Source organism: Bacillus sp. BC05(2025), from assembly GCF_056725905.1.
This window is the reverse complement of sequence record NZ_JBWYRA010000001.1, coordinates 553,857-578,077: the sequence shown is the minus strand read 5'-3', so window position 1 is coordinate 578,077 and position 24,221 is coordinate 553,857. Positions and strand designations below refer to the sequence as shown.

The window sequence follows — 24,221 nt, the reverse complement described above, 5'->3', positions numbered from 1 at the left end:
ATACATTATAAATAAGTTGCAATTCTATCATATTTTTTCTAATAAATGGAAATACCTAAAATGAATAATTTTGAGGAGGTTTTCAATTATGGCAGAAAACCAAGATATGAATTCTCTAGATGAACAAGACGTGAATCGTGAGACATTAACAACACGACAGGGGCACCCTGTGAAGGATAATCAAAACATCCGAACAATTGGAAATCGTGGTCCAGCAACACTTGAAAATTATCATTTCATCGAAAAAATTTCTCATTTTGATCGAGAAGAGGTTCCGGAACGTGTAGTACATGCACGAGGAGCTGGAGCATTTGGGTATTTTGAAACCTATGGAAAAGTTGGAGATGAGCCGGTAGAAAAATATACTCGTGCGAAAGTATTTTCAGGGGCTGGCAAAAAAACACCGTTAATGGTTCGTTTTTCTACAGTAGCTGGAGCCAAGGACTCACCAGAAACAGCAAGGGATCCACGAGGTTTTGCAGTGAAAATGTATACGGAAGATGGCAACTGGGATTTAGTAGGGAATAATTTGAAGATTTTCTTTATTCGTGATGCGATGAAGTTCCCAGATATGATTCACGCATTTAAGGTTGATCCAGTTTCAAATGTGCCGAATCCACAGCGGATGTTTGACTTTGTTTCTCGTACTCCAGAGGCAACACATATGATTACATTTTTATTTTCTCCATGGGGTATTCCAGCAACATATCGCCATATGCAAGGATCTGGTGTAAACACTTATAAATGGGTAAATGAAAAAGGCGAAGCTGTATTGGTGAAATATCACTGGGAGCCGAAGCAGGGAATTCGAAATTTAACACAAGAAGATGCAAACAGTATTCAAGCAATGAATGTTAGTCATGCAACACAAGATTTATATGAAGCAATTGAGCGCAAAGATTATCCAGAGTGGGAGCTATTTGTACAAATTATGGAGGATGATTATCATCCAGAACTTGATTTTGATCCTCTTGATGATACGAAGCTTTGGCCAGAAGAGCAGTTCCCATGGTTACCGGTAGGACGTATGGTTCTTGATCGTAATCCAGTTGATTACCATTCAGAGATTGAACAAGCCGCTTTTGGTACAGGAGTACTTGTTGATGGCATGGACTTCTCAGATGATAAAATGTTACAAGGTCGTACTTTCTCTTATTCAGATACGCAACGCTATCGCGTTGGTGCAAACTATTTGCAATTACCTGTAAATGCGCCTAAAGCGCCTGTTCGTACAAATCAACATCGTGGTCAAATGGATATGCGTAATCCGAAAGAGTCTGGAGAAAATCCGCATATTAACTATGAACCATCTATGCTGGGTGGTTATAAAGATGCAAAACAAGAAAAGCACCATCCACACCAACCTACTTACAATGCAGCTGCTATGAGTGCACCAATCGATCGTCCTAATAATTATGGTCAAGCAGGTCACACGTATCGTAGTTTTGAGGAGTGGGAACGAGATGAGTTGGTTAAAAATCTATCTGAAGCACTTGCAGTATGTGACAAAAGAATTCAGAATGCAATGATTGAACACTTCACACAAGCTGATGAAGATTATGGCCGTCGTGTAAAAGAAGGTATTGAAAAGAAAATGAAAGAAGCTAAAACGGAAAACAAACTTCCAGGCCGTGAAGTAAGTAAGTCAAAATATGGACAAGGTTCATTAGCTGCAAACGAAGCAACAAAAGATGCGGTGAAGAAAAGCCATGAATCAGATCCTTATTAATTAGACGTAAGCACAATAGGATATATTTAGAGGTGCCGTAAAATGGTTAGGCAGCCTTTCATACGATTACTAAGTAGTTATGTTTAAAAATATGAGAGGTACTAAATATCATAAGATAGTTGATAAACAAGTAAAAATAAAGCTTTATAAAAGATGCTTTTGGGTAAATCCAGGAGCATCTTTTTAAATAGTGATATTGAGATGTTAGGTTGATAAACCTCCATTAGTTTCGAATTGAATATTCTTCTTAACAGCTAACCTGTATGGATTAGCTTTTTTTAGGTCTTATATATGCATTTGTATATTGTTATATTAATATACAAATAACACTTTAAATAACCCTCAAAATAAAGTTTTTTTGTCAGAAAACAATAAAATCTTATTAATTTTTATAATTAGTTGAATTTTTATAGAAATAATTCTCTTAATATATTAAAATAACATCGTATTATGTCAGATTTTAATTAGGGGAGAGAAATTTTATGTTGAAAAAAATCATTCCAGTTGCTTTAGCAATAAGTACAGTTACTTTTACTAGTGTATTTGCTGCGCCTTCAGTACAAGCGAGTACAGAACCAAACCGCTACATAGATGTGCAAATGCTCGGTATTAACGATTTTCATGGGCAACTAGACACTGTAAAAAAAATTAACAATAAAGATGCAGGGGGAATTGAGTACTTAGGGGCTTATTTACGTGATCGTGAAAAACAAAATCCGAATACATTAAAGGTACATGCTGGCGATGTTGTTGGAGCAAGTACTCCTGTTTCAGCATTATTACAAGACGAACCTACGATTGAATTTCTAAATGATTTGAAATTCGATGTTGGAACGATAGGAAATCATGAATTTGATGAAGGTGTTGCGGAAATGAACCGCCTTATTTATGGTGGATACCATGAGAAAACAGGGAGTTTTAAAGGAGCAAAATTCCCATATGTTGCTGCAAATTTCTATAATAAATCCACCGGTCGTTTATTTTTACCACCATTCACTATAAAAAAGGTGCAAGGAGTTCCAGTTGGATTTATCGGAGTCGTAACAACGGATGTTCCTAATCTTGTTATGCCTACTATGCTAAAGAATGTAGAAATTACAGATGAAGTTGAAGCTATTAACAAATCCGTAAAGCAATTACAAAAGCTAGGCGTTAAATCTATCGTTGTTCTTGCACATAACGGAGGTACAACAGATGGGAACGGCGTAACAAATGGTGATATTGTCCGATTAGCAAATGAGACTGATCCAGAAGTCGATGTTATTTTTGGTGGGCATAGCCACACTTATGTAAATGGGACTGTTAATAATAAACTTGTCGTACAAGCAAATTCTTATGGTATGGCTTTTGCTGATGTTGATGTAAAGATTGATCGTAAGACACGAGATATTGTTGAGAAAAAAGCAGAAATTGTTACAACTTACCATGAAGGCATGGAGCCTGATAAAAAAATAAAGAAGAAGATGGAGAAATATCAAGCAAAAATCGCACCTCTTGTTAATGAAGTTGTAGGTAAGTCTATTGCTCCACTAGATCGCAAACTAAATACGGCGGGTGAATCTACTCTTGGAAATTTAGTTGCTGATGCCCAACGTACAACAATGCAATCTCAAATTGCACTTATGAATCCTGGTGGTATTCGTAATGACTTAGATGCTGGTGATATTACATGGGGCGAGATCTATGGTATTCAACCATTCGGAAATCAATTAATAAAAGTAAATTTAACAGGCCAGGACATTCGTGATATTTTAAATCAACAATGGCAAAAAGACATAACAAGAATGCTTCAAATTTCAGGGATCCAATACACTTGGGATGCGAACAAGCCTAATGGAGAAAAAGTCACAAGTATTCGCCTAACAAATGGAGAAGAAATGATTCCTTCTCAAACTTACAGCGTCGTTGCGAACGCCTTTCTAGCTTCAGGTGGAGATGGATTTGTATCCTTTAAAAACGGGAAAGATGCTGAAACAGGACCAACTGATTTTGAAGCATTAGTAGATTATATAAAAAAATCAAAAGAACCCATTCAGTCTATTATTGATGGAAGAATTCAAAAAATAAATTAGGTTTTTATTAATCTCAAAAACAAATAGATTACTTGTGCGCTAAACTTTTTCGTGTGCAGGTAATCTATTTTTTATGGGTTTGAAATAAAGTCTTACTGTGGACAATGGGTATACCGTCTAGATGCAGAATGCCGAAAAAAATGAAGTAAGCAGAAAAGAACCCTTAAATGTAACCTAAATGATCGGAATTTTAAACATTCCACAATTAACAGTTTCCTAATACTTATCTAAAATGAGAGGGATGGTTCTAAGAAGAAATCTTCAGGGATAAGAAATTTACTATAGTATGGAAAACTGAAAAACTGAAGAAATTATGGGATGATTAGGATCAATATAATAAAATATTAGGCCTACCATTTAAAGAGTCATTTTGTTGTAGGAATGGGGATTAACCATCAAGGAAGGGTTATTCTAGCAGACGTAATTATCATTGTTTTGTTTGATAGCAATGGAGTCCGGACACATCCATCAACTTAAGGGTTTGGACTATTCTGGATATTAAAAGCACGTTACCATTTTCTTAATTAATGAGAAAGGGTGATGTGCTTTTTATGAATATGCATAAAAAACAAGGGTTGTCATTATTTGCCGAAGATTTATCTCGATAAAAGTCTCCCAATACACTTAAACCATTCATTAAATAAATCTTACTTTTTAATTTTCGATCTTAATGTTGATTGTTATGTGTTAATAAAAAGTTAAATATTTCTGCACAACTTCTGCACATATATAGGTAGTTTCTATGTCATGATATATCAGTCAAGTGAAATGTTTCACATAAAGGGTAGGATACATCTTCACTATAGTTCCTGCGTAACTTACGCATACCCGAAACGATTTACTCTCTTGTTATACTTTTACATCAAAGCCCACATTACACTACAAAGCATAACAAGAAGGGGACATGAACATGAATAACCGAATGATTAAACACCTAAAAAACTTAAAAATGAACAAAAAAAGTCTTGGAGCGGTTGCATTAGCAGCTGGAATTATTGGCACGACACTTATTCCTCAAAATGCATACGCGCACGGTTTTGTTGAAAAACCTGGTAGCCGTTCCGCTTTATGTAGCCCAACTTACGGCGCACTAAATGTAAACTGCGGAAGCATTATGTACGAACCACAAAGTTTAGAAGCTCCAAAAGGATTTCCGCAAGCCGGCCCAGTTGATGGACAAATTGCTTCTGCAGGCGGCAAATTTGGTGGCATTTTAGATCAACAAACGGTAGATCGTTGGTTTAAAAATACAATTACTGGCGGAGAAAATACGTTTACTTGGAAGTTTACAGCGCCACACTTAACAAGTAAGTGGCATTATTACATTACAAAAAAAGGATGGGATCCAAATAAAGCGTTAACAAGAGCAGACTTTGAGCCAATTGGTACTGTACAACATGATGGCTCTGCGGCCTCAAATAATGTAGCGCACAAAATCAATGTACCTACTGATCGTAGTGGATACCATGTGATTTTAGCTGTATGGGATGTAGCGGATACTGTGAATGCTTTCTATAATGTTATTGATGTGAATTTGATTAATGATGTGAAACCAGACATAGAGGCACCAAGTATTCCAAATGGTCTTCAAGCTCAAAAAGTAACAGCGAATAGTATTGAACTAAAATGGAACGCTTCTACGGATAATGTAGGGGTAAAAGGATATCAAGTCTTCCGTAATGGAGAGATGATTGATACCGTACCAGGCACTCATTTTATTAATAAACAATTACAACCAAGTATGGAATACACTTATACTGTGAAAGCGATTGATGCAGCTGGAAATGTATCAAAAGAAAGTGAAGCGCTTACAGTGAAGACGACTGTTGAGGCTCCTGATACAGAAGCACCAACACAACCAAAAGGATTGCATAGTATGGGAACAACAGCGTCAAGTGTAGATTTAATGTGGAGTCCATCTGACGATAATATTGGTGTAGACCATTATGATATTTATAGAGAAATAGAAGGATCAATGAAAAAGATTGCAACATCTACAACGACTTCTTATATGGATAAAAATTTAGCTGCTAATACTACTTATAAATATGTAGTGAAAGCTGTTGATGTAGCTGGAAATGAATCTGTACAGAGTGATATATTCACAATTACTACAAAAACTGAAAACGCTCCATATGAAGCATGGGATGCAAAGAAAGCATATAAAAAGGGAGATAGAGTTCTACACGAAGGAAAAGTGTATGAAGCAGTCCAGAATCATCAAGGGCATGGGGATCCAAACTGGATTTATGCTTTATCATTATGGAAAACGGTGTAAACATTACTTAAATATAAATTAAGAGATAATTGGCTTTGATGTAATAAGAAAAACTTGAGAAATCACTTTACTCTTTATCAAAAAGACGACGTATTCAGCGTCGTCTTTTTTTATCTATTATATGTTCTAATGTTACTAGGTAAAATATAGCATAAATCATTTCCTATCTACATTGCTATACTATTGAACTCTTTACAGCCCCGTAGTCCTGGCGGCTAGAAGCCTTATCGCTTCATTTTTTAGATTGATACTTGCGTTAATATCCTTATCATGATGTGCACGTCAAGAAGGGCTGTCCCATTTACGTAGATTATCCAAGCTATATGATTACAAATGTGGGGGGGGATTTCTTTGCAAGCAATTATATTTCATTTTGAATAGAGAATGACGTTTTTTGTTTTGGGAAAGAATATGATTCTTAACTTGATAGAGATGTGGTGGTATCCTATTGTCATTAACTTATTATTCTATGGTTTTCTTTTCTATTTACTTATATTTTTATTGTTATTGAACTCTACTTCATTAAAAGTTTGTTTATATCCCAGGTTGCCTCGTGTGAAAATAAGAATAAACAAAGCAACAAATCCCAATCCTATCACTACAAATATATCCGTATTCTTTAAAACAGGGTTGGTGGAATGAATTTGTGCCAAGCTAAACGTATTTATACTCGCATGAATTAGCATGACAATAAATAAGTTACCGTGATTGCAGTTATAAACCCAAGTGAGAATGATTGAAATCGGTAAACACAGTAAAATAAAAATTGGTAAATGAATATATAGGAGAGAAAGATCAGAACCCGGGCCACCCCTTTGTGCAGCCGTTAAGAAATGTGGAAGATGCCAAAAGGTCCACAAAACACTAAGTAGTAATGTAGCTTTTAACGGTCCAAACTTCAATTGTAGTCGAGGCAGGGCAAAACCTCGCCATCCGATTTCCTCAGGTAAAGGTCCACCGAGAAAGAAAATTGCTACAAAAGAGATGAGATAGGTTATAAAAAACTCATAATTAAAGTCAAGGAAAGTAGGTATCGCTCCATTTAATATCACCATACCTAGAAACATTGCAGCGGGGATAACGATGAGAGTAAACACATACCACTTCAAACCGACTTTAGTAGATAAGATGCTTTTTCTAAATTTTTCCATGATTCCTTGCCTTCCAGAGTTCGAAACATGATATATGCTGCTAACATAGGACCTACAAATGCATTGGCGAAAAAGAAAATATCAAATACCTTTATTTTAGGGAAAATACCCCATTGAGATAAGATAAATGGAATTAATACAATCCACGAGAATAAATATGCCATTACAAAAAATGAAGTTAACGGATAGGATTCCAAATACCCTCTCAGACCTGTTGATGAGTTTTTTGATTTTGTTAAATACTTCAACACAATCACCTCTTCATTTATAAAATACCGCATATGTGCTAATTCTACATATTTTCATAAAGAACCTTTTTAATGTAATAGAGTTGGTTTTTTTGTAAGAAGGGAGCGATATGTTCCGAAAGAAATGTAGAAATTTCTATAATAGTTTCCTTCAGTTCCTTATCTAACTTGAGTGCATCTGGGGGGAGTACCTTCTATCAAATTAAGAGCATAGACAAGATGAACTTTCGTCTATTAGAACTAAATTATTCATATTATAGAGGCATACTAGATTATGATGTTTTTCCGTAACAAATATAGTTGAAAACTTCAGGTTTAGAGAGAATTATAAAGGGTATACATACACTATAAAGAGTTGATTGGAGATGAATTTTATGGTTTCAAATTACAGCAAATTTTATGGTGAATGAGTCTATAAAATTTGTATTCTTACTTTAAATAAAAAGGGGGCTAGTATACATGAATAAAGGATTAATAAATAAGAGGATTCTATTTATTTTGTAAACAAGGGGCGTGTGAAAAATGAAAAATATGAAACGTAAGCTAGGAACCTTTGCACTCACAATGACTGGGATTGGCTCGATTTTAGGGTCTGGCTGGTTATTTGGTGCATGGAAGGCTGCTAAAATATCAGGGGGGGCCGCTATCTTTTCTTGGCTCTTAGGAATGATTGTAATATTATTTATTGCCTTACCATATAGCGAATTAGGAGCCATGATTCCGGAGGCTGGCGGAATGGTAAAATATACCCAATACTCACATGGAGATTTCGTAGGATTTATTGCTGCATGGGCTAATTGGATAGCCATCGTCTCAGTGATTCCAGTTGAAGCTATAGCCTCAATACAATATATGAGTTCCTGGCCTTGGGAGTGGGCGAGTTGGGCAAAGGATTTAGTAGACAATGGGATGTTGACTTCAAAAGGCCTTGCAGCTGCTTCTTTACTTATTATCATATATTTCTTTTTAAATTATTGGACTGTTAGTCTATTTGCGAAAGTGAACTCGTTAATTACTATATTTAAAATTCTAATTCCTGGCCTTACAATTGGTGCATTGCTATTTGTTGGATTTCATGGAGAAAACTTTACTAGTCATCAGGACTTTCATGTATCTAATTGGTCAAATGTATTAACTGCTATGGCAACATCTGGTGTTATTTTTGCATTCAATGGTTTTCAAAGTCCAATTAATATGGCTGGTGAAGCAAAGAACCCAGGGAAATCCATTCCTCGGGCAGTTGTAGGATCCATTTTAATTTCAACTATAATATATGTATTATTACAAATTGCTTTTATCGGCGCTGTAAATCCCAATATAATAATTAACGGATGGTCGAATTTAAATTTCAATTCACCATTTGCTGATTTAGCAATAGCACTAAATATTAATTGGTTAGTTATTGTATTATATTTAGATGCTTTTGTATCCCCTTCTGGTACAGGTACTACTTATATGGCAACCACATCACGCATGCTGTACGGAATGGAGAAGAATGGATATTTCCCTAAAGTTTTTGGGAAATTACATCCTATATATGGTGTGCCTAGATTTGCCATGATGTTTAATTTAGTGATTTGTTTTGTTTTTTTATTTTTATTTAAAGGATGGGGTGTTTTAGCTGAAGTTATTTCAGTAGCTACATTAATTTCATATGTTACTGGACCTATAACAGTAATGACTCTGAGAAAAACTGCACCTAATTTTAATCGTCCTTTCTATATAAAAGGATTAAACATTATTGCGCCTTTAGGGTTCATTTTTGCATCATTAACATTATATTGGGCAAGATGGCCATTAACAGGAGAAGTAATGTTTATTATACTTATGGGCTTACCTATATATTTTTATTATCAATTAAAAACAAAATGGGTTGGATTTAAGAAGAATTTTTTAGCGGGATTATGGATTGTGGGGTATTTATTATTTATGATTTGTATATCGTACATTGGAAGTGAAAAATTTGGTGGGTTAAATATTATAACTTATGGATGGGATATGGTACTTATTTCAATTGTTTCATTTCTATTTTATAGATGGGCTATAAATAGCGGATTTAAAACAAACGATCTAAAGGTAGCACAGAAGATTAATGGTAGAATTAGTTGAATAATATACATAAATCATTTGTATTTATTTAGAAAGTATAGTTAAATGATTTCTTTAAGTAACAGGAGCAGCTAGCAAAGGCTAACTGCTCAACTCTCGACCAAGGGAACTAGAGTTGGGCAAATATTCAAAGCTGACTTTTTAAAGTCTTATATAGTATCGAGAAAATGTGGGGCGTATTTGTATGAAACATAAAAGAGTAGCTAATAAAAGTTAATTGCTAAGCCTTCGAGTAAGAAGGGAAAACAAAAACTGTATTTGCATTGCTAACGGAGTGTTACGTTTTATTCATAGAGAAAATGCATGGAATTCTATATTGCATGGGATAAGCGATGTAGCTCTGTTGGAAGACAGAGTGAATAAATCCCAAAAAAATCTAGACAACTTTTGAACAAAAGTTTATTAGCGCTTCAAGTGCTTTAACGGAAATTGAAATGAAAATTATGGGTTAATGGTATGAATGTATACTAAAAACTATTACGTGAAAAGTATGTATTAAATGGTGAAGGTAAATTAAATGATTTAAGTGAAAATGTATCTTGAACAGAAGACACTATATAGTAATACTTATACAAAAACAGTTAATTTAACTAAAAAGGACAGTTAAATGACATATAACCGTTCCTAATTATAGGAACGGTTATAAATTTATCATGTGCTGGAGGTCAATCCGAATGGCATGGACTACCGTTGCTAAATAGTATGGACATGGAATTTAACGAGTATACGTAATAATAGCAAACAATAATAGTAGAAGCCGTAACAAATTATTAGTTCGTGATGCTGAAAGTGTAATCGATCAAATGAAATATAAAATCGCACAAGATTTCGATATACTACTTGGCGGTCGATTCACTCGCTAATTATATAGTGTATGGATTAGAAGGAGGGATTATAATCTCTCCTTTTTTAATGGGAACAATCTATGCTCAAATGGTTTTCAAGGAATTTTAAGTAAAAGTATAAACTATTCTTCTGGATAGAAAGAACTAAGCTAATAGTTAGGAATTCATCATTTTGATGAGAACATATTTAATAATAAAAAGTAGTTAGCAAAAGCTAACTACTCGGTAACCAATTTGTTCTAAAACAGGTTAGTTATATTTTGGACAAGTCTTAAAAAATATACAACATAACTGAAAACAGTAATCTATGTTAATTGCTCTAACAAACAAAGCAACAAGGGTCTAATATTAATTATTAAGTATTCACGATGTTAAAAACATAACAAAAGACATGTTTTATACCAATTTCGCTTCCTAATTGTTTATTACATTTAATAATGTAAATAATCTTATTAAAATAAATGGTGCAACGCAAATTAATTTAACTGTTGTAGATGTTGAAGAGTTAACTTGAAGGGGTAAAGAAGCTGTTTACTACTGCTTAGAAGAAATATCAGAATAGGTTTTTATAAGGGGAAAGCTTCATTTCGTTTATATCAAAATTTTTTGGGGGAAAGAGATAAATGGTAGAAAGAATGAATAGATAAACAAATTCTCAAAAATCATTATTACGTAGGGGGAAATCTATGGATAAGATAATAACGTTAATTTAAAAATTTCTTTTTTTATTTTTAACGTATTATTCTCAGAATAACATAATTCCTCCAAATAAAAGGGGAAATCAAATGTGAAATCATCGATAGATAGTATTCAAAAAAGTAAAAAATTAAAAAATCAAGAAAAGGAAGAGAGAGCAACATGGAAATCAATGTCTATGTTTCTAGTTCCCTTGCTCTTAAGTAACATATTACAATCAGTTGGACAATTATTTGGTATGGTGGTAGTTGGACGATGGCTTGGTGTGAATGAATTAGCTGCCATTTCAGCATTTTTTCCATTATTCTTTTTACTTGTTTCGTTTGTAATTGGGATTGGATCAGGCAGTTCGATTTTAATTGGTCAGGCATTTGGAGCCCGTAATGAAGATCGTTTAAAAGCCATTGTTGGTACGACGTTGACATTTACCTTTATAATAGGAGTTATTTTGGCAATAGCGGGAAATATATTTGCTCTGAACATTATGCGTTTTATGGGTACGCCAGAGAATATAATTGATATGAGTGTACATTATGCGCGTATTTTATTTATTTCTATGCCAGTTTTATTTCTATATTTCTCCTATACAACGTTTATAAGAGGGACAGGAGATTCTAAGACACCGTTTTATTTCTTAATTGTTAGTACAGTCTTAAATATAATTCTATTACCTATTCTAATTTTTGGTTGGCTAGGAATACCCAAACTTGGTGTGTATGGAGCTGCCTATGCTTCTGTTATCTCGACCGTTGTAACATTTATTGTTATGCTTATGTATTTAAAGAAGAAGAATCATCCACTGCAATTAGATGAGACCGTACGGAAATATCTTCGTATGGATTGGGATTTATTAAAACTATTATTACGCCTTGGAATTCCAGCGAGTATTAATATGATTCTTGTTTCGTTATCTGAGATTGCGGTAATCGCATTTGTGAATCGTTTCGGTTCTGATGCGACTGCTGCATATGGGGTTGTAAACCAGGTTGCAAGTTATGTTCAGATGCCTGCGGTTAGCCTTGGAATTACGGTATCTATTTTCGCTGCGCAATCTATTGGTGGGAAACAATTTAATCGATTACAGGAAGTTATTCGTGCTGGAATTATTATGAATTATATAATTGGTGGTATATTAATCGCTTTTATTTACTTGTTTTCAAGAGAAATCTTATCGTTATTCTTAACGAACACGAATACAGTTGAAATTGCGCATAGTTTGGTGATGATTACACTTTGGAGTTACTTAATTTTCGGTCATGCTCAAATTATTGGTGCGACAATGCGAGCAAGTGGAACTGTATTATGGCCCACTATTATCGGTGTCATATCAATATGGCTTGTAGAAGTCCCTGTTGCTTATTACCTTTCTTATCATACAAATCTTGGTATAAAAGGAATATGGATTGGGTATCCAGCAGCATTTATTGTAAGTTTACTTTTGCAATATGGATATTATCAACTTTCATGGAAGAAGAAACGAATTTCACGACTTGTTAGTTAGAATAGAAGGTGAAAAATGATATTCTCCTATAAGTTGTCAGTTTTAGGAGTATGACTATAACATCATCAAACGAATAAAACCGAGTTATCCTTAAACGGGAGTATATTGGTTTTAATTGTAAATTCAATTTCACCCTTTCATAGTTATCTTTAGAAGTTCAACTCAATTTTTCATGTTAGGGAAGAATATATTCCTTAAATTGATAGGAATAGAACAGATTATATTTCGATTTGAGATTACGGACAATAAGGAGTTAAAACAGCCAAAACAGCCAAAACAGCCAAAACAGCTACATACTATATAGCTGTTTTGGCTTACATAAATTTAATTAGTAACCAGAGTCTTCTGAAGTAAGGGTATCTATCATTTTATAATCGTATTTTTATAATGGTTTCTCAGCAGGTCCTTCAAGTACTCCTCCTGTATATGAGAATCGCGAACCGTGGCACGGACAATCCCAAGAGCGTTCTCCATTGTTCCATTCAACCTCACATCCAATATGGGTACAAGTTGTATCTACAATATGAAGCTTACCTTCAATATGAAGCTCTTTATAAGCTTCTACTTCTTTTTCTAACTTATATGCATATTCTTCTGTTGTGGCATACAGATAAGCATCTTGTTGAGTGAAATCGCAATCAATTTGATGTTTATTAATTGTGGTTTGAATGAATTTTAAAGCATCGATGTTTGCTTCGTAATACAATCTTGCGGTAGTTCTTCCGGTATATCTGATAAGCTCGTCATAAATCATATCATGTTGAGCAGTAATTTTAGCTGTCGTATGTCCAGTCGTTCCATTTAATAATTTGTCTGCCTCTATAACAGCGACTTTTAGACCTTCATTTACTAAAAGATAGGCAGAAGTAATGCCAGTAATTCCTCCTCCTACAATAATAACATCGACCTGCATGTCATTTTCTAAGGAAGGGTATTCAGGTAAATGAATACTGCTCGTCCAGTAAGATTCAGCATTATGTGGTAATTTCCCACTGTAATTATCGTTATTCTTCAATATAAATCCTCTATCCAAAGTTTTAAAGTTCTATTATTTCCACTTATTGAAGTGAAGGAAGAGGTAGAATAAAATGAGGATGATTACAATTTTAATAGCTGATGATGACTTGGAGATTGCTGAATTAATTGAAATCCATTAAAAAAAGAAGAATACCAGATTTTAAAAGCAACTAATGGAGAAGAGGCGTTTGGAATAAATCAATCGCAGTCAATTGATTTATTAGTTTTTGACATCATGATGCCAAAAATGGATGGTTATGAGGTGAAGCGTCAAATCTGTACTAAATCCCAATCATTGCCCCTCATTATTCGCGATAGGATAGCTACTTAAGGACAAAAAAGAATGGGCTAACTTTTGTGCAAAATGTAATGGAGGCTCTACCGACTGGATATGAATATACATAATTAAGGGATTCATGTACAGCCAGTGATTATGTAAAGCACTTACAATAATTCCTTGTTGTACAATTGATTTCATAAATGCAGGAATTTCTTCTTGTAGAACAGCAATTTCGCCTAAATTTAATGCATTACCATTTGGATCCAACGACTCAAAACTTACTCCGACGGGCACTACAGAAGTACTCGCTTTTCCTTGAACAAGCACCCTAAAATCGCGGTGAAAAGACACTGAACAACCACCTTGATTTCTTTTACCTTTCCCTTTAAGTATTGTAGCAAATTGTTCACAAAGGAAATTAAAATTTTGCATAAATTCAATTCCTTTCTTGTACAAAATTATGTTATTAGAGCTTCGATTGAGGAGATACAGATAAATTATGCAATGATACACTTCTAGTTTATGTAGGTTAGATAAATATGTGTCTAAATTTAAATGATAAAACTAGAAAACAACGTTGAGGAAATAACTAATAATATTTTATTTTCTATAAACAGGCACTGCTAAATAGTAATCTTTTTCGAAATGAGTGTAAAAAGACAATAAAACTATTAAATTTTAAAGCCTAAAACAAGCATAATCCCGTTCTAAATTTAGGACGGGATTAAAATATAGTTGTTTAATTTTCGATATAAGATACTTCACTGTACTCAAAAATATAAACAATAAAGTAGTTTGAAAATCTAAGGTTTCTTCAACAATAGCTCCTCTAATGGAAGATTGATCTACAATATCAGAGTGAAATAATCACCTGATTCATAGAAAAAACGCGGTTTATACTGTAATCCGTGCCATAACAAAGCATTAGCCAGTTCCCATGTGTTCAATTAATTGAAATGCTGTCGGAGTTGGACCATTTTCGAGCCTCAAGCGAATTAAATTAGCACAATCTTCAGGGGTTAGTACTGAAGTATCGATTTCTAAGTCATAAATACCGAGCTCATGGACGGACTCTTGCCATAGTTTTACTGGTAATGGGATTGAACCATCTTCTGAGTAACCAACTTTCCATGTCTCTATCCGTCGTTGCATAATAATTTCAATTGGACAATGTACCCCCACAAACATAACTGGCAGTCCCTTTAGTATCCGTGCACATTCGGGCAAAATTCTCCGTGGGACGGAATAATTGTCATGGTGACCAACATCAACTACGATGTTTATCCCTAAACGACTGTGTGCAGCAATAGACTCATACATGGCTTTATACATAAGTATAACCAAGGGCTCAATATCGGGTCGCTCGCCACCAGGACGTAACCCAATACCTGGGTGATAGCATTCTGGGGTCATTTGCATGAACCCATCTACTCCTAAGTTCATCCACACACCTTTAAACGTGCTCTGGATTATAGTGGCGATGCTAGATTTCCCAGATCTAGGAGTACCGTTCATAATAATAATTTGTCCAGGTTTATCCATTGGTAACATACAGGAATACCCCTTTCATGATTCTACCTTGTAATCGTAACTCCGATTTTCCCTTTAAAAGAATAACTTACAACTTCAAGAATGATCCTCAAGAGTCCTTTCTCATTTCACAATCTGGCCCAATTGTTGAATAACATAATAAAGTCGTTTAAAACAACTTTATTATGTTTTAAACGACTTTATTGTAAATCGAACAATTTTATTATCTCTGTACAATGAGTCTTTCTTATATAAGTATATTACTACTATGAATTTAATACAGGATTTCGTTTGAATACTAAAGAACGGGTTCTAAAATACCGTATCTATTCACGAAGAATCTAGTTGTTTCTTCTTGTATCTATTTACATTTTTCAAGAAAAAATATAGAGATGAATTCTTTAATTTTTTCTTGGAAAATGTTCATGTACGGTTATTTTAACCAAAATTTTCATGAAAACACCTTCAAAAAGAACGTAGGTTCGTGTATAATGAGAACAAACGTTCTGTTGTTAGGGGTGATAACCTTGTATGATTATTCTCTTTTACCGAATCGTATTATTCTTTGTGTAGATCTTCGTAGCTTTTATCAATTTAGCCAAGAAGACCTCTTCCTCAAGGAGCGTGAAGGACGTAGCCCAGCGAGTAGGTGGGAGATGAATTGGCTTCGAACAAGAGATGACAGGAAGACATCTTAATTGTTCGACATATGTAAAGTGTTACCGGACAATTTTTCATAATCACTTCACTATCAATCGAATATACGTTCGGTTTATAATAGATATATATCGAAATGGAGGTGAAACGAAGGATGATCAATAAAGCGTATAAATTTCGTATCTATCCAAATAAAGCACAAGCGATCCTAATCAATAAAACGATTGGTTGTTCTCGTTTTGTATTCAATCACTTCCTATCTCTATGGGATAATGCATATAAAGAAACAGGAAAAGGTTTGACATATGGTACATGCTCTGCCAAAATTCCTGCCATGAAGAAAGAGTTTGTTTGGCTAAAAGAAGTGGATAGTATTGCTATTCAATCGTCTGTTCGCAACCTTGCGGATGCTTATACACGCTTTTTTAAAAAACAAAACAGTGCCCCACGTTTCAAATCTAAAAAGAACAACGTACAATCTTATACCACAAAACAAACAAATGAAAACATTGCTGTTGTGGGAAACAAAATGAAATTGCCGAAACTAGGTCTTGTTCGATTTGCCAAAAGTCGCGAAGTAAAGGGACGTATTTTAAATGCTACGGTTAGACGGAACCCTTCTGGCAGATACTTTGTGTCATTGTTAGTTGAAACAGAAGTGCAAGAACTTCCGAAAACACATTCTTATATTGGAATGGATGTAGGATTAAAAGATTTCGCCATTTTGTCAGATGGAACAACCTATAAAAACCCTAAATTTTTTCGCTCATTGGAAGAGAAGTTGGCAAAAGCACAGCGTGTTCTTTCTAGAAGAATGAAAGGATCTTCTCGCTGGAATAAACAACGAGTAAGGGTAGCTAGAATTCATGAGTACATAGCTAATGCTAGAAAAGATTACTTGGACAAAATCTCAACTGAAATCATCAAAAACCACGATGTTATCGGTATAGAAGATTTGCAAGTATCGAATATGTTAAAAAATCATAAGTTAGCAAAAGCGATTAGTGAAGTATCTTGGTCACAATTTAGAACGTTGCTAGAATACAAGGCAAAATGGTATGGAAAACAAGTCATTCCGGTATCCAAAACATTTGCTTCAAGCCAAGTATGTTCTTGTTGTGGGTATCAAAATAAAGACGTTAAGAATCTAAATCTTCGTGAATGGGATTGTCCTGAGTGCAATAGTCATCACGACAGAGATATTAACGCAAGTATCAATCTTAAAAATGAAGCTTTAAGGCTTCTAACCGTAGGAACTACGGGGATAGCCTAATGAATTAGAAGCCACTAGGCTTCTGTACTTAGGAATCTCCCACTTCAAACAGTCCGTAAGGACGTTAAGTGGTGAGTAGTTCAAGCAAGTGTATCATGTATTAAAAAAGGACTTGATCCATGATATACGAAATTGGCTGTTGTAGGAGATGTAAACCGGAGTGGATCAATTGTATTAGCAGCAACACCGCCATTAAAAGCGTTAGGAATTAAGAAAATGGCTAGGTTGTACGAAATACCGAAGCGGCCAGATATTATTATTGTGAATCCGATTATGCATACGTATATGAAATGTTCAACTTACATAACAGGTTTAGCTTTACAGTATGTTGCGCCGGAAGATTTTCATCAATATAGTATCGATGAGTTTTTTATGGACATGACCGCAAGTATTCATTTGTTTGCGAGTAATCCGTGCGAGTTTGCGTTAAAGTTCAAGCGAGAAATATATGAACGTACACGGATCGAAAGTACGATTGGTATTGGGCCGAATTTACTATTAAGTAAAGTAGCGATGGATGTAGAAGCAAAAAAGAATAAAGATGGAATAGCGCAGTGGACGTATGACGATATACCCGAGAAGTTATGGAGTATTAGACCACTCAGTAAATTTTGGGGTATATCGTATAAAACGGAAATGAAATTAAATCGAAAAGGTATACATACGATTGGGGATTTAGCGCAATACCCATTGAAGTATTTAAAGCAATCATTTGGTGTAATAGGGGAAGAATTACACTTGCATAGTAACGGGATTGATTTCAGCAGAATAGCAGAGAAATATGTTCCAGCGACAACATCTATAGCAAAAAGCCAAATATTATTTCGTGATTATTCAATAGAAGAGTTCACCGTTATTTTATTAGAGCATACAGAAGAAGTTTGTTACAGATTGAGAAGAGAAAAGAAATACGCACAAACGATTCATTTTTCAGTTGGATATAGTAAGGAATACGGAGGAGGAATAAAAAAAGCACATACGTTAAATAGAGCAACAAATTTAACGATGGACATTTACAACGTTTGTACCTATTTTTTATACGAGAGGCATACAGGAGAACCGATTCGATCGGTAAGCCTTTCCTTAACAAATCTAATAAATGAAGGAGAAGAGCAAATTTCGCTTTTCGATAACATCATACAAAGAGAAAAAGAAATGAGATTAACGAAGGTTATGGACGAAATTCGAACACGATTTGGTAAGAACAGTATTTTACGTGGGATTTCTTACACAAGCGTCGCAACAGCAAGATATAGAAACACATTATTAGGAGGACACAAATCGTGAAGAATGCTAATATGCCAAAAGGAAGAGGAATGGTAAAGTGGCAACCGTTTGCTAGTATGCCAGAGCAGTTCGTCTGTATTAAAGACATGATACAGGAGCAAACAAAAATCCCGCGTCCAATTTTAACGCAAGATGCAAAAGAAAGGATTGAAAATAAGCTGTTAATTTCATATTTAGGTGAAGAAGAGGTTTTACTTACATATTATAAAAATGGCTATCTATATAAAAATTACATAACAGTAGCTGATATAAATCCATTAAATAAGACGATTACTTGTACTGATGCTTTTCGTAATCAAAGAATGTTTAAGTTCGGTGATGTAATGGAAGTGGACTAAAGTGTAACTGGCATCCATATAAAGGTTTATGGCCAACCATGAATAAATAGTTGGCCATAATGATCTTAAAGATCCATATCTTTTAATCCGGGACTATGCTCATTTGGCATTTCAGGAAGTTCTGGTACAGGAAAACCTTTTGGCGGTTCCGTTACTGTTAATGTTCCTTTGTTTCTACTTGGAGATTCACCTTGGAATATTTCTCCCATTCTTGTTGGATCTAAGCTGAAATTAAATTGTGCATTATGGAATCCCATGTCTACATATTTTCTACACTCTGGATATTTATTAATATCATAGTTCGGCACAGGGAAGAGTTTTCCCCATTCAACTCCTAATGTCTCTAAAGCTTTTGCAAAAGCATTTTGATGTGCATTATCACGTACAATTAAAAATGCAAGAGTTTCTCTAAATGTTTGATTAGAACTCATTTCATAAATTCTAGTCTTTTGAAGTACGCCTGTAGATTCAAGTACGACATTATCTAGTAAATCGCTAATTAAGTTTCCGTGACTATATACCCAAGATCCATTCCACGGATTTCCAGCTGCATCAACAGGCAGTGAACTTTGAGCACCTACAATAAAGTGGTGAGGATTTGCATGTTTAACCGCTTCATCAAGCGGTGCTTTGTCAATACCAGCATTTCCTGGCGTAGGTTCACCAGATCCAGTTAATAGCTGATTAATTGTATGTTGTACAAGTTCTACGTGGCTTATTTCCTCTAAAAAAACACCTCGAAGTAAATCACGATATTGCTTCTCTTTACCTCTAAAATTTGAGCTTTGGAAGAAATATTGCATCATTGTACGCATTTCACCATAATGACCGCCTAATATTTCTTGTAAAACTTTTGCAGCAGCTGGATCTGGTTTATCTGGCTTAATCATATTAATTATTTCTTCTTTATAATAAAACATGAAGTACACCTCTTTTTAAGTTAGTTAACATTGTTATCGTGTCCGCTAGTTGGTTGCTTAATACTTAAATTCATTTTTTTACCAATAAACAGTTACCTTAAAATACAAAGCCTTTTGGAAATAACTATTTTCGATGTGAGATAAAAGTGGGGGCTAGCTACTTAGCGTGTAATAAAAAAGATAAGATTACGGAGTGTAATCTTATCTTTTCATGAAGAATAATAAATTGTATCTTCAAGGTTTCAAAATGACTTTTATACAATCATCTTCACGATTATTAAAAATTTGATAACCGTAGCTCGCTTCTTCAAGAGGGATTTTGTGTGTAATAATCTCTTTTGGATCGAATTCTTTGTTTATTATTTTTTCAAATAGTTCCGGCATAAAATGAATAACAGGTGCTTGTCCCATTTTTAAGTTAATATTTCTAACCCAAAATGCTCCGAGTGGGAATGCATTATAATTGCCACCATAAACACCAGTCATTTGAACCGTTCCGTATTTTCTTACAGCTTTCGTAGCAATTTGAATAGGACCGAGAGTTCCCCCTTGTAATTTCAATTTTTGTTCTAGAAACTCTAGTGGTGATTTTTTTCCATCCATGCCGACACAATCAATGACTACATCGGCACCGCCATGTGTGATTTCCTTTAAATGTTCTCCCATATCAGGAAATTTTGTAAACTCAAATACCTCAACATTGTTAATCTTTTTTGCATAATTCATTCGGTAATCTAAGTAATCGACTGCGATTACGCGCTTAGCACCTTGCATCCAGGCGAATTTTTGGGTCATTAATCCAACAGGTCCACAACCTAGGACGATAACAGTATCACCTGGCTTAACACCTGCGTTTATTACACTCCAATAGGCTGTTGGCAAAACATCGGATAAAAACAGTAGAGATTCATCTTCAAGTTCGCATGATTCTGGTATAACAAATGGAGTGAAATTTCCAAAAGGAACTTTTAAATATTCTGCTTGTCCGCCTGGATGGTTACCAAATTTCTCTGTATAACCAAAGTATCCACCAGAATCATAATGAGGATTGGAGTTATCACATTGACTTTCCATTTCATGTTGGCAATAAAAACAATGCCCACAAGCAACGTTAAAGGGAATAACAACACGATCTCCTTTTTTTACTTTCGTAACATCTGGACCAACTTCTTCAACAATGCCCATTGGCTCATGACCAATAATATACCCTTGCGGTAAAGGCATGTTGCCTTGATATAAATGTAAATCAGAACCGCAAATAGCAGTTGAAGTAATTTTTACAATAATATCATCTTTTTTCTCTAACTTTGCATCATCCACCTGTGTAACTTGTACTTGGTTTGGTCCTTGATAGGTTACAGCTTTCATCACATATCTCCTTAGGAATCATTTTTCATAATTTATATGTATCTCTTGGCAAAATAGAAATCGATACATAATGTTGTTATGAAAGTACGTTATGGCAACTCTTCTTCCTTATATCTTTTTCCCTATTTTAAGAAGAAACTCGATATTTATTCAAAATCTAATTCCCATAAAAAGGATAACTATTATTTCATGATTCGTAGCATATTAAAAGCATTGGAGGTGAAACGATATGACAAACAATAATAGTGGAAGTCGTAATGAATTGTTAGTTCGAGGCGCTGAACAGGCTCTTGATCAAATGAAATATGAAATTGCACAAGAGTTTGGTGTGCAACTTGGTGCAGATACAACAGCTCGTTCAAACGGATCTGTTGGTGGTGAAATTACAAAACGTTTAGTAGCAATGGCTGAACAACAACTTGGTGGTAGAGCTAACCGCTAAGTAAACTGGTATAAAATATAGCAGGTATGTAAATCAATTTCTTTTGTATATGTATAAAAATAAAAACCCTTATAGTAAATGGATTCTCACTCAAAGATTATTGATAATCTTCTTTCATAATCTTTGAGTATTTTATTTGTAAACTACTTTCCTAAACAATAAACACGCAGTGTTGGAAAGGTGTTTTCCATGCATAGTAGAAAATTTTTTGCAGGAAAAAACATACTTAAAAATTTGCTTTCAATATTGAAAGCAATATTTATTATGATATTTTCGAAAGGGAGGAATTTAAAAATGGGTATTTTAAGTGGAAATCCTCAAAATGAACCGTTACATTACGGAGAAGTATTTGATATCTGGAGTTATCTTTTAGCTGCACAAGGTGCAATCGCAAGCCATCAAGTATTTATGAATCACACAGGTGACGAAGATTTGAAGAAGTTTTTAGAAAGCTTAATTGAAAATGATATGAACTCGGAAGTAGAAGAGTTAAAAACTCTTTTAAAGGTTAATGGCGTAGCTTTACCGCCAGCTCCTCCAGAACGACCAGTTGCATCTATCGAAGACATTCCCCCAGGAGCACGTATTAACGATGCTGAAATAGCAGCAGCTGTTTCTACAGGACTAGCAGCTGGACTTGTGACATGTAGTCAAGTAATGGGAAAATGTCTTCGAGAAGATGTAGGGATGCTATTTGGACAATTTCATATGAAAAAAGCACAAGCAGGTGTAACGTTGCTGCGTTTAAGTAAGAAAAAAGGGTGGGTAGTTCCACCTCCGTTACATGTAAGAAACTCTGATCAAGCTTAATAAACAAAAATAAAAAAGTGGCATTGGCCACTTTTTTATTTTTTAGATGTATCCTCAAGCTTGGATTTATTTATTGTAGAAGAATCCATATATTCATCTGACATTTCCATAGCATATTTTTCATGATGAATATGGTTGTGCTTTCTTAATTCATCATCGTTACGCAGTACCAGTCTCTTCATATAAATGTGGAAGAAAACCTCTATTCCGCCAATAATTAATGTGGCCATAAATGAAGAAAGTCCAATATTACGAGTAGCATCTAAATTAGTAAATAAGGATGTTAAAAGCCAAATTCCGAAGAAGGTTAAGCCGAAATCTGCTATTGTAGCAATCATATTTCCGTATTTAGGCAAAATGAAGAGATCGCCAATTAAATAGGCAGCTCCTGTTAAGAAAAGAGAAATGAGTAATACTCTAGGAATGGAAATGCCTTGAAAGATACCAAGTACGATAAGTAATACTGCAGTTACCGCTGTGTATTTAATTAATAAAGCAACAATATGTTTCATCATTTTCCTCCATTGTTTAAACGTATATGGAATAAAAGATTTCATGAAAAACGGGTTATGCTATATAGCGTAACCCATTTTAATCAACCTTTAATGGTAAGAAGTACAACCTGGGTAAGAAGCAGGTTTATACTACAGATAGTATTTTCGGAATATCGAGTTTTATTCACAAGGTGTAGTTCCATTTTTATAGTAGTGATATTGCCTCAGTACCAGTGTTTTTTTATTTCTTAACTATAAGAATAAAAAGTATTTTCATGCTTAATGTATCTTTTTGTCTACATATTTTCCGTAATCGGGTACAGCGATTTTATCAAATTCTTGAACGAGTGTTTTGAGGCTTGTTGATAGCAATTCACCTGACATTGGTATCCCATGTCCCGTAATAGCGACCAAAGGCTTTAGTTCTTCTAATTTAATGACTGATTCTTTAGCGGCTTTCCAGTCTGTTGTTAAATAACGAGGGGGGCCGCTTATTTCCAGTTCCTGAGTAAATACTTTATATAGATATTCCTGTTTCACTGTAACAAAAGCATCCCCAGTAATTAAAGTTCGGTCTTTTTCTCGGAATAATGAAATATGCCCAGGAGTATGCCCTGGTGTATGAATCCATCTAAACTCTGGCATATGAGGAACAGTTCCATCGGCAGGTAGTGCTTTTACGCTACTTCCTAAATCAATCGGTTCATTAGGAAACAGGGGAGACATTTTCGCTACTATACCACCTTCAACTGTTGGATCTGGTTCAGGATAGCTTTGTTGTCCAGTCAAGAACGGTATCTCCATTTCATGGGCATAGACTGGAACATCCCAATACTTAATGAGTTCAATTATTCCTCCAACATGATCAAAATGCCCATGAGTTAAAATAATTGCTTTTGGACGACTATTTGTACCAAATCGCTTCTCAGTAACAGAGATAATTTCATTTGCACATTTAGGCATTCCGGCATCAACTAAAACAAAATCATCGGTATGCGGATTTCCAACAAAACATATGTTGACGATTTGAATCGTGTAGCAAAATAAATCAGGCAATACTTCGAGGCCATGACCACTTTCAATTGAAGTTGCTGGAATAAACTTGTAATCACTTCCATAATTCATTTCCTTGTCCACTTGTTATCCTCCTTAATATGTTTCAATACGACATTATAG

Annotated in this window: 17 protein-coding genes and 4 pseudogenes; 12 read left to right on the top strand and 9 right to left on the bottom strand. The window is 34.6% G+C overall.

The features are described from left to right. Positions 1–88 precede the first annotated feature (88 nt). The 3 genes from ACZ76X_RS03070 (at position 89) to ACZ76X_RS03060 (ending at position 6,079) form a co-directional block, all read left to right on the top strand. Positions 89–1,729 (top strand): catalase, encoded by a 1,641-nt coding sequence (locus ACZ76X_RS03070; protein ID WP_479849495.1) that lies wholly within the window; start codon positions 89–91, stop codon positions 1,727–1,729. A gap of 482 nt (positions 1,730–2,211) precedes the next feature. Beyond that, complete coding sequence (locus ACZ76X_RS03065; RefSeq protein ID WP_479849494.1) at positions 2,212–3,801, top strand: bifunctional metallophosphatase/5'-nucleotidase; 1,590 nt, start codon at positions 2,212–2,214, stop codon at positions 3,799–3,801. A gap of 910 nt (positions 3,802–4,711) precedes the next feature. Then, complete coding sequence (locus tag ACZ76X_RS03060) at positions 4,712–6,079, top strand: lytic polysaccharide monooxygenase (protein ID WP_479849493.1); 1,368 nt, start codon at positions 4,712–4,714, stop codon at positions 6,077–6,079. Positions 6,080–6,271: 192 nt separating this feature from the next. On the opposite strand, the pseudogene ACZ76X_RS03055 reads toward ACZ76X_RS03060, so the two are convergent. After that, a pseudogene (locus ACZ76X_RS03055) lies at positions 6,272–6,391 on the bottom strand (IS200/IS605 family element RNA-guided endonuclease TnpB); the annotation flags it as partial. A gap of 170 nt (positions 6,392–6,561) precedes the next feature. Beyond that, a pseudogene (locus tag ACZ76X_RS03050) lies at positions 6,562–7,511 on the bottom strand (CPBP family intramembrane glutamic endopeptidase). A gap of 489 nt (positions 7,512–8,000) precedes the next feature. On the opposite strand from ACZ76X_RS03050, the gene ACZ76X_RS03045 reads away from it, so the two are divergent. Further along, positions 8,001–9,587 (top strand): APC family permease, encoded by a 1,587-nt coding sequence (locus tag ACZ76X_RS03045; protein WP_479849492.1) that lies wholly within the window; start codon positions 8,001–8,003, stop codon positions 9,585–9,587. A 1,713-nt stretch (positions 9,588–11,300) separates the two neighbouring features. After that, the gene (locus ACZ76X_RS03040) at positions 11,301–12,629 is read left to right on the top strand and encodes an MATE family efflux transporter (RefSeq protein ID WP_479849860.1); all 1,329 of its coding nucleotides are present in this window, start codon (positions 11,301–11,303) and stop codon (positions 12,627–12,629) included. A gap of 382 nt (positions 12,630–13,011) precedes the next feature. Here ACZ76X_RS03040 and ACZ76X_RS03035 read toward each other — a convergent pair whose 3' ends face one another. Beyond that, positions 13,012–13,644 carry an FAD-dependent oxidoreductase gene (locus ACZ76X_RS03035; RefSeq protein WP_479849491.1) on the bottom strand — a complete coding sequence of 211 codons (633 nt, stop codon included), beginning with the start codon at positions 13,642–13,644 and terminating at the stop codon, positions 13,012–13,014. A gap of 73 nt (positions 13,645–13,717) precedes the next feature. Here ACZ76X_RS03035 and ACZ76X_RS03030 point away from each other — a divergent pair. Next, positions 13,718–13,953: pseudogene (locus ACZ76X_RS03030) on the top strand (response regulator); the annotation flags it as partial. Here ACZ76X_RS03030 and ACZ76X_RS03025 read toward each other — a convergent pair. Beyond that, the gene (locus ACZ76X_RS03025; protein WP_479849490.1) at positions 13,939–14,358 is read right to left on the bottom strand and encodes a DUF1259 domain-containing protein; all 420 of its coding nucleotides are present in this window, start codon (positions 14,356–14,358) and stop codon (positions 13,939–13,941) included. The pseudogene ACZ76X_RS03030 and the gene ACZ76X_RS03025 sit on opposite strands and share 15 nt — an antisense overlap. A 492-nt stretch (positions 14,359–14,850) precedes the next feature. Continuing rightward, complete coding sequence (locus ACZ76X_RS03020) at positions 14,851–15,468, bottom strand: chloramphenicol phosphotransferase CPT family protein (protein ID WP_479849859.1); 618 nt, start codon at positions 15,466–15,468, stop codon at positions 14,851–14,853. 515 nt (positions 15,469–15,983) lie between these two features. Between ACZ76X_RS03020 and ACZ76X_RS03015 the strand changes: the two genes are divergently transcribed. From ACZ76X_RS03015 to ACZ76X_RS03000, 4 genes and pseudogenes are all read left to right on the top strand, one after another. Next, a complete protein-coding gene (locus ACZ76X_RS03015) occupies positions 15,984–16,154 on the top strand; it encodes a hypothetical protein (protein ID WP_479849880.1) in 171 nt (56 codons plus the stop codon). Positions 16,155–16,267: 113 nt separating this feature from the next. Next, on the top strand, positions 16,268–17,386 hold the full coding sequence (tnpB, locus tag ACZ76X_RS03010) for an IS200/IS605 family element RNA-guided endonuclease TnpB (RefSeq protein WP_479849489.1): 1,119 nt from the start codon (positions 16,268–16,270) through the stop codon (positions 17,384–17,386). Between the two features lie 84 nt (positions 17,387–17,470). Beyond that, positions 17,471–18,673: pseudogene (locus tag ACZ76X_RS03005) on the top strand (Y-family DNA polymerase); the annotation flags it as partial. Beyond that, positions 18,670–19,011 (top strand): YolD-like family protein, encoded by a 342-nt coding sequence (locus ACZ76X_RS03000; RefSeq protein WP_479849488.1) that lies wholly within the window; start codon positions 18,670–18,672, stop codon positions 19,009–19,011. The pseudogene ACZ76X_RS03005 and the gene ACZ76X_RS03000, both read left to right, overlap by 4 nt. Positions 19,012–19,076: 65 nt before the next feature. Here the strand turns inward: ACZ76X_RS03000 and ACZ76X_RS02995 are convergent, their stop codons facing one another. Both ACZ76X_RS02995 and ACZ76X_RS02990 read right to left on the bottom strand, forming a co-directional pair. After that, the gene (locus tag ACZ76X_RS02995) at positions 19,077–19,931 is read right to left on the bottom strand and encodes a manganese catalase family protein (protein ID WP_048527794.1); all 855 of its coding nucleotides are present in this window, start codon (positions 19,929–19,931) and stop codon (positions 19,077–19,079) included. 234 nt (positions 19,932–20,165) lie between these two features. After that, positions 20,166–21,299, bottom strand: coding sequence for a zinc-dependent alcohol dehydrogenase (locus ACZ76X_RS02990; RefSeq protein ID WP_061659383.1), 1,134 nt, complete (start codon positions 21,297–21,299; stop codon positions 20,166–20,168). Positions 21,300–21,528: 229 nt separating this feature from the next. On the opposite strand from ACZ76X_RS02990, the gene sasP reads away from it, so the two are divergent. Continuing rightward, positions 21,529–21,741, top strand: a complete 213-nt coding sequence (gene sasP, locus ACZ76X_RS02985) for a small acid-soluble spore protein, SasP family (RefSeq protein WP_046959866.1) — start codon at positions 21,529–21,531, stop codon at positions 21,739–21,741. A gap of 294 nt (positions 21,742–22,035) precedes the next feature. Beyond that, entirely contained in the window at positions 22,036–22,551 is a 516-nt protein-coding gene (locus tag ACZ76X_RS02980; protein WP_479849487.1) for a DUF3231 family protein, read from the top strand. A 35-nt stretch (positions 22,552–22,586) separates the two neighbouring features. Here the strand turns inward: ACZ76X_RS02980 and ACZ76X_RS02975 are convergent, their stop codons facing one another. After that, positions 22,587–23,063: a YndM family protein gene (locus ACZ76X_RS02975; protein WP_479849486.1), complete on the bottom strand. Its 477-nt coding sequence runs from the start codon at positions 23,061–23,063 to the stop codon at positions 22,587–22,589. A gap of 261 nt (positions 23,064–23,324) precedes the next feature. Next, complete coding sequence (locus ACZ76X_RS02970) at positions 23,325–24,182, bottom strand: MBL fold metallo-hydrolase (RefSeq protein ID WP_479849485.1); 858 nt, start codon at positions 24,180–24,182, stop codon at positions 23,325–23,327. Positions 24,183–24,221 lie beyond the last annotated feature (39 nt).

Coding starts and splice junctions, on each gene's coding strand:
- ACZ76X_RS03045 (WP_479849492.1), top strand. CDS start 8,001: ATGAAAAATATGAAACGTAAGCTAGGAACCTTTGCACTCACAATGACT.
- ACZ76X_RS02990 (WP_061659383.1), bottom strand. CDS start 21,299: ATGAAAGCTGTAACCTATCAAGGACCAAACCAAGTACAAGTTACACAG.
- sasP (WP_046959866.1), top strand. CDS start 21,529: ATGACAAACAATAATAGTGGAAGTCGTAATGAATTGTTAGTTCGAGGC.
- ACZ76X_RS03020 (WP_479849859.1), bottom strand. CDS start 15,468: ATGGATAAACCTGGACAAATTATTATTATGAACGGTACTCCTAGATCT.
- ACZ76X_RS02995 (WP_048527794.1), bottom strand. CDS start 19,931: ATGTTTTATTATAAAGAAGAAATAATTAATATGATTAAGCCAGATAAA.
- ACZ76X_RS02980 (WP_479849487.1), top strand. CDS start 22,036: ATGGGTATTTTAAGTGGAAATCCTCAAAATGAACCGTTACATTACGGA.
- ACZ76X_RS03025 (WP_479849490.1), bottom strand. CDS start 14,358: ATGCAAAATTTTAATTTCCTTTGTGAACAATTTGCTACAATACTTAAA.
- ACZ76X_RS03040 (WP_479849860.1), top strand. CDS start 11,301: ATGTCTATGTTTCTAGTTCCCTTGCTCTTAAGTAACATATTACAATCA.
- tnpB (WP_479849489.1), top strand. CDS start 16,268: ATGATCAATAAAGCGTATAAATTTCGTATCTATCCAAATAAAGCACAA.
- ACZ76X_RS02975 (WP_479849486.1), bottom strand. CDS start 23,063: ATGAAACATATTGTTGCTTTATTAATTAAATACACAGCGGTAACTGCA.
- ACZ76X_RS03065 (WP_479849494.1), top strand. CDS start 2,212: ATGTTGAAAAAAATCATTCCAGTTGCTTTAGCAATAAGTACAGTTACT.
- ACZ76X_RS03060 (WP_479849493.1), top strand. CDS start 4,712: ATGAATAACCGAATGATTAAACACCTAAAAAACTTAAAAATGAACAAA.
- ACZ76X_RS03070 (WP_479849495.1), top strand. CDS start 89: ATGGCAGAAAACCAAGATATGAATTCTCTAGATGAACAAGACGTGAAT.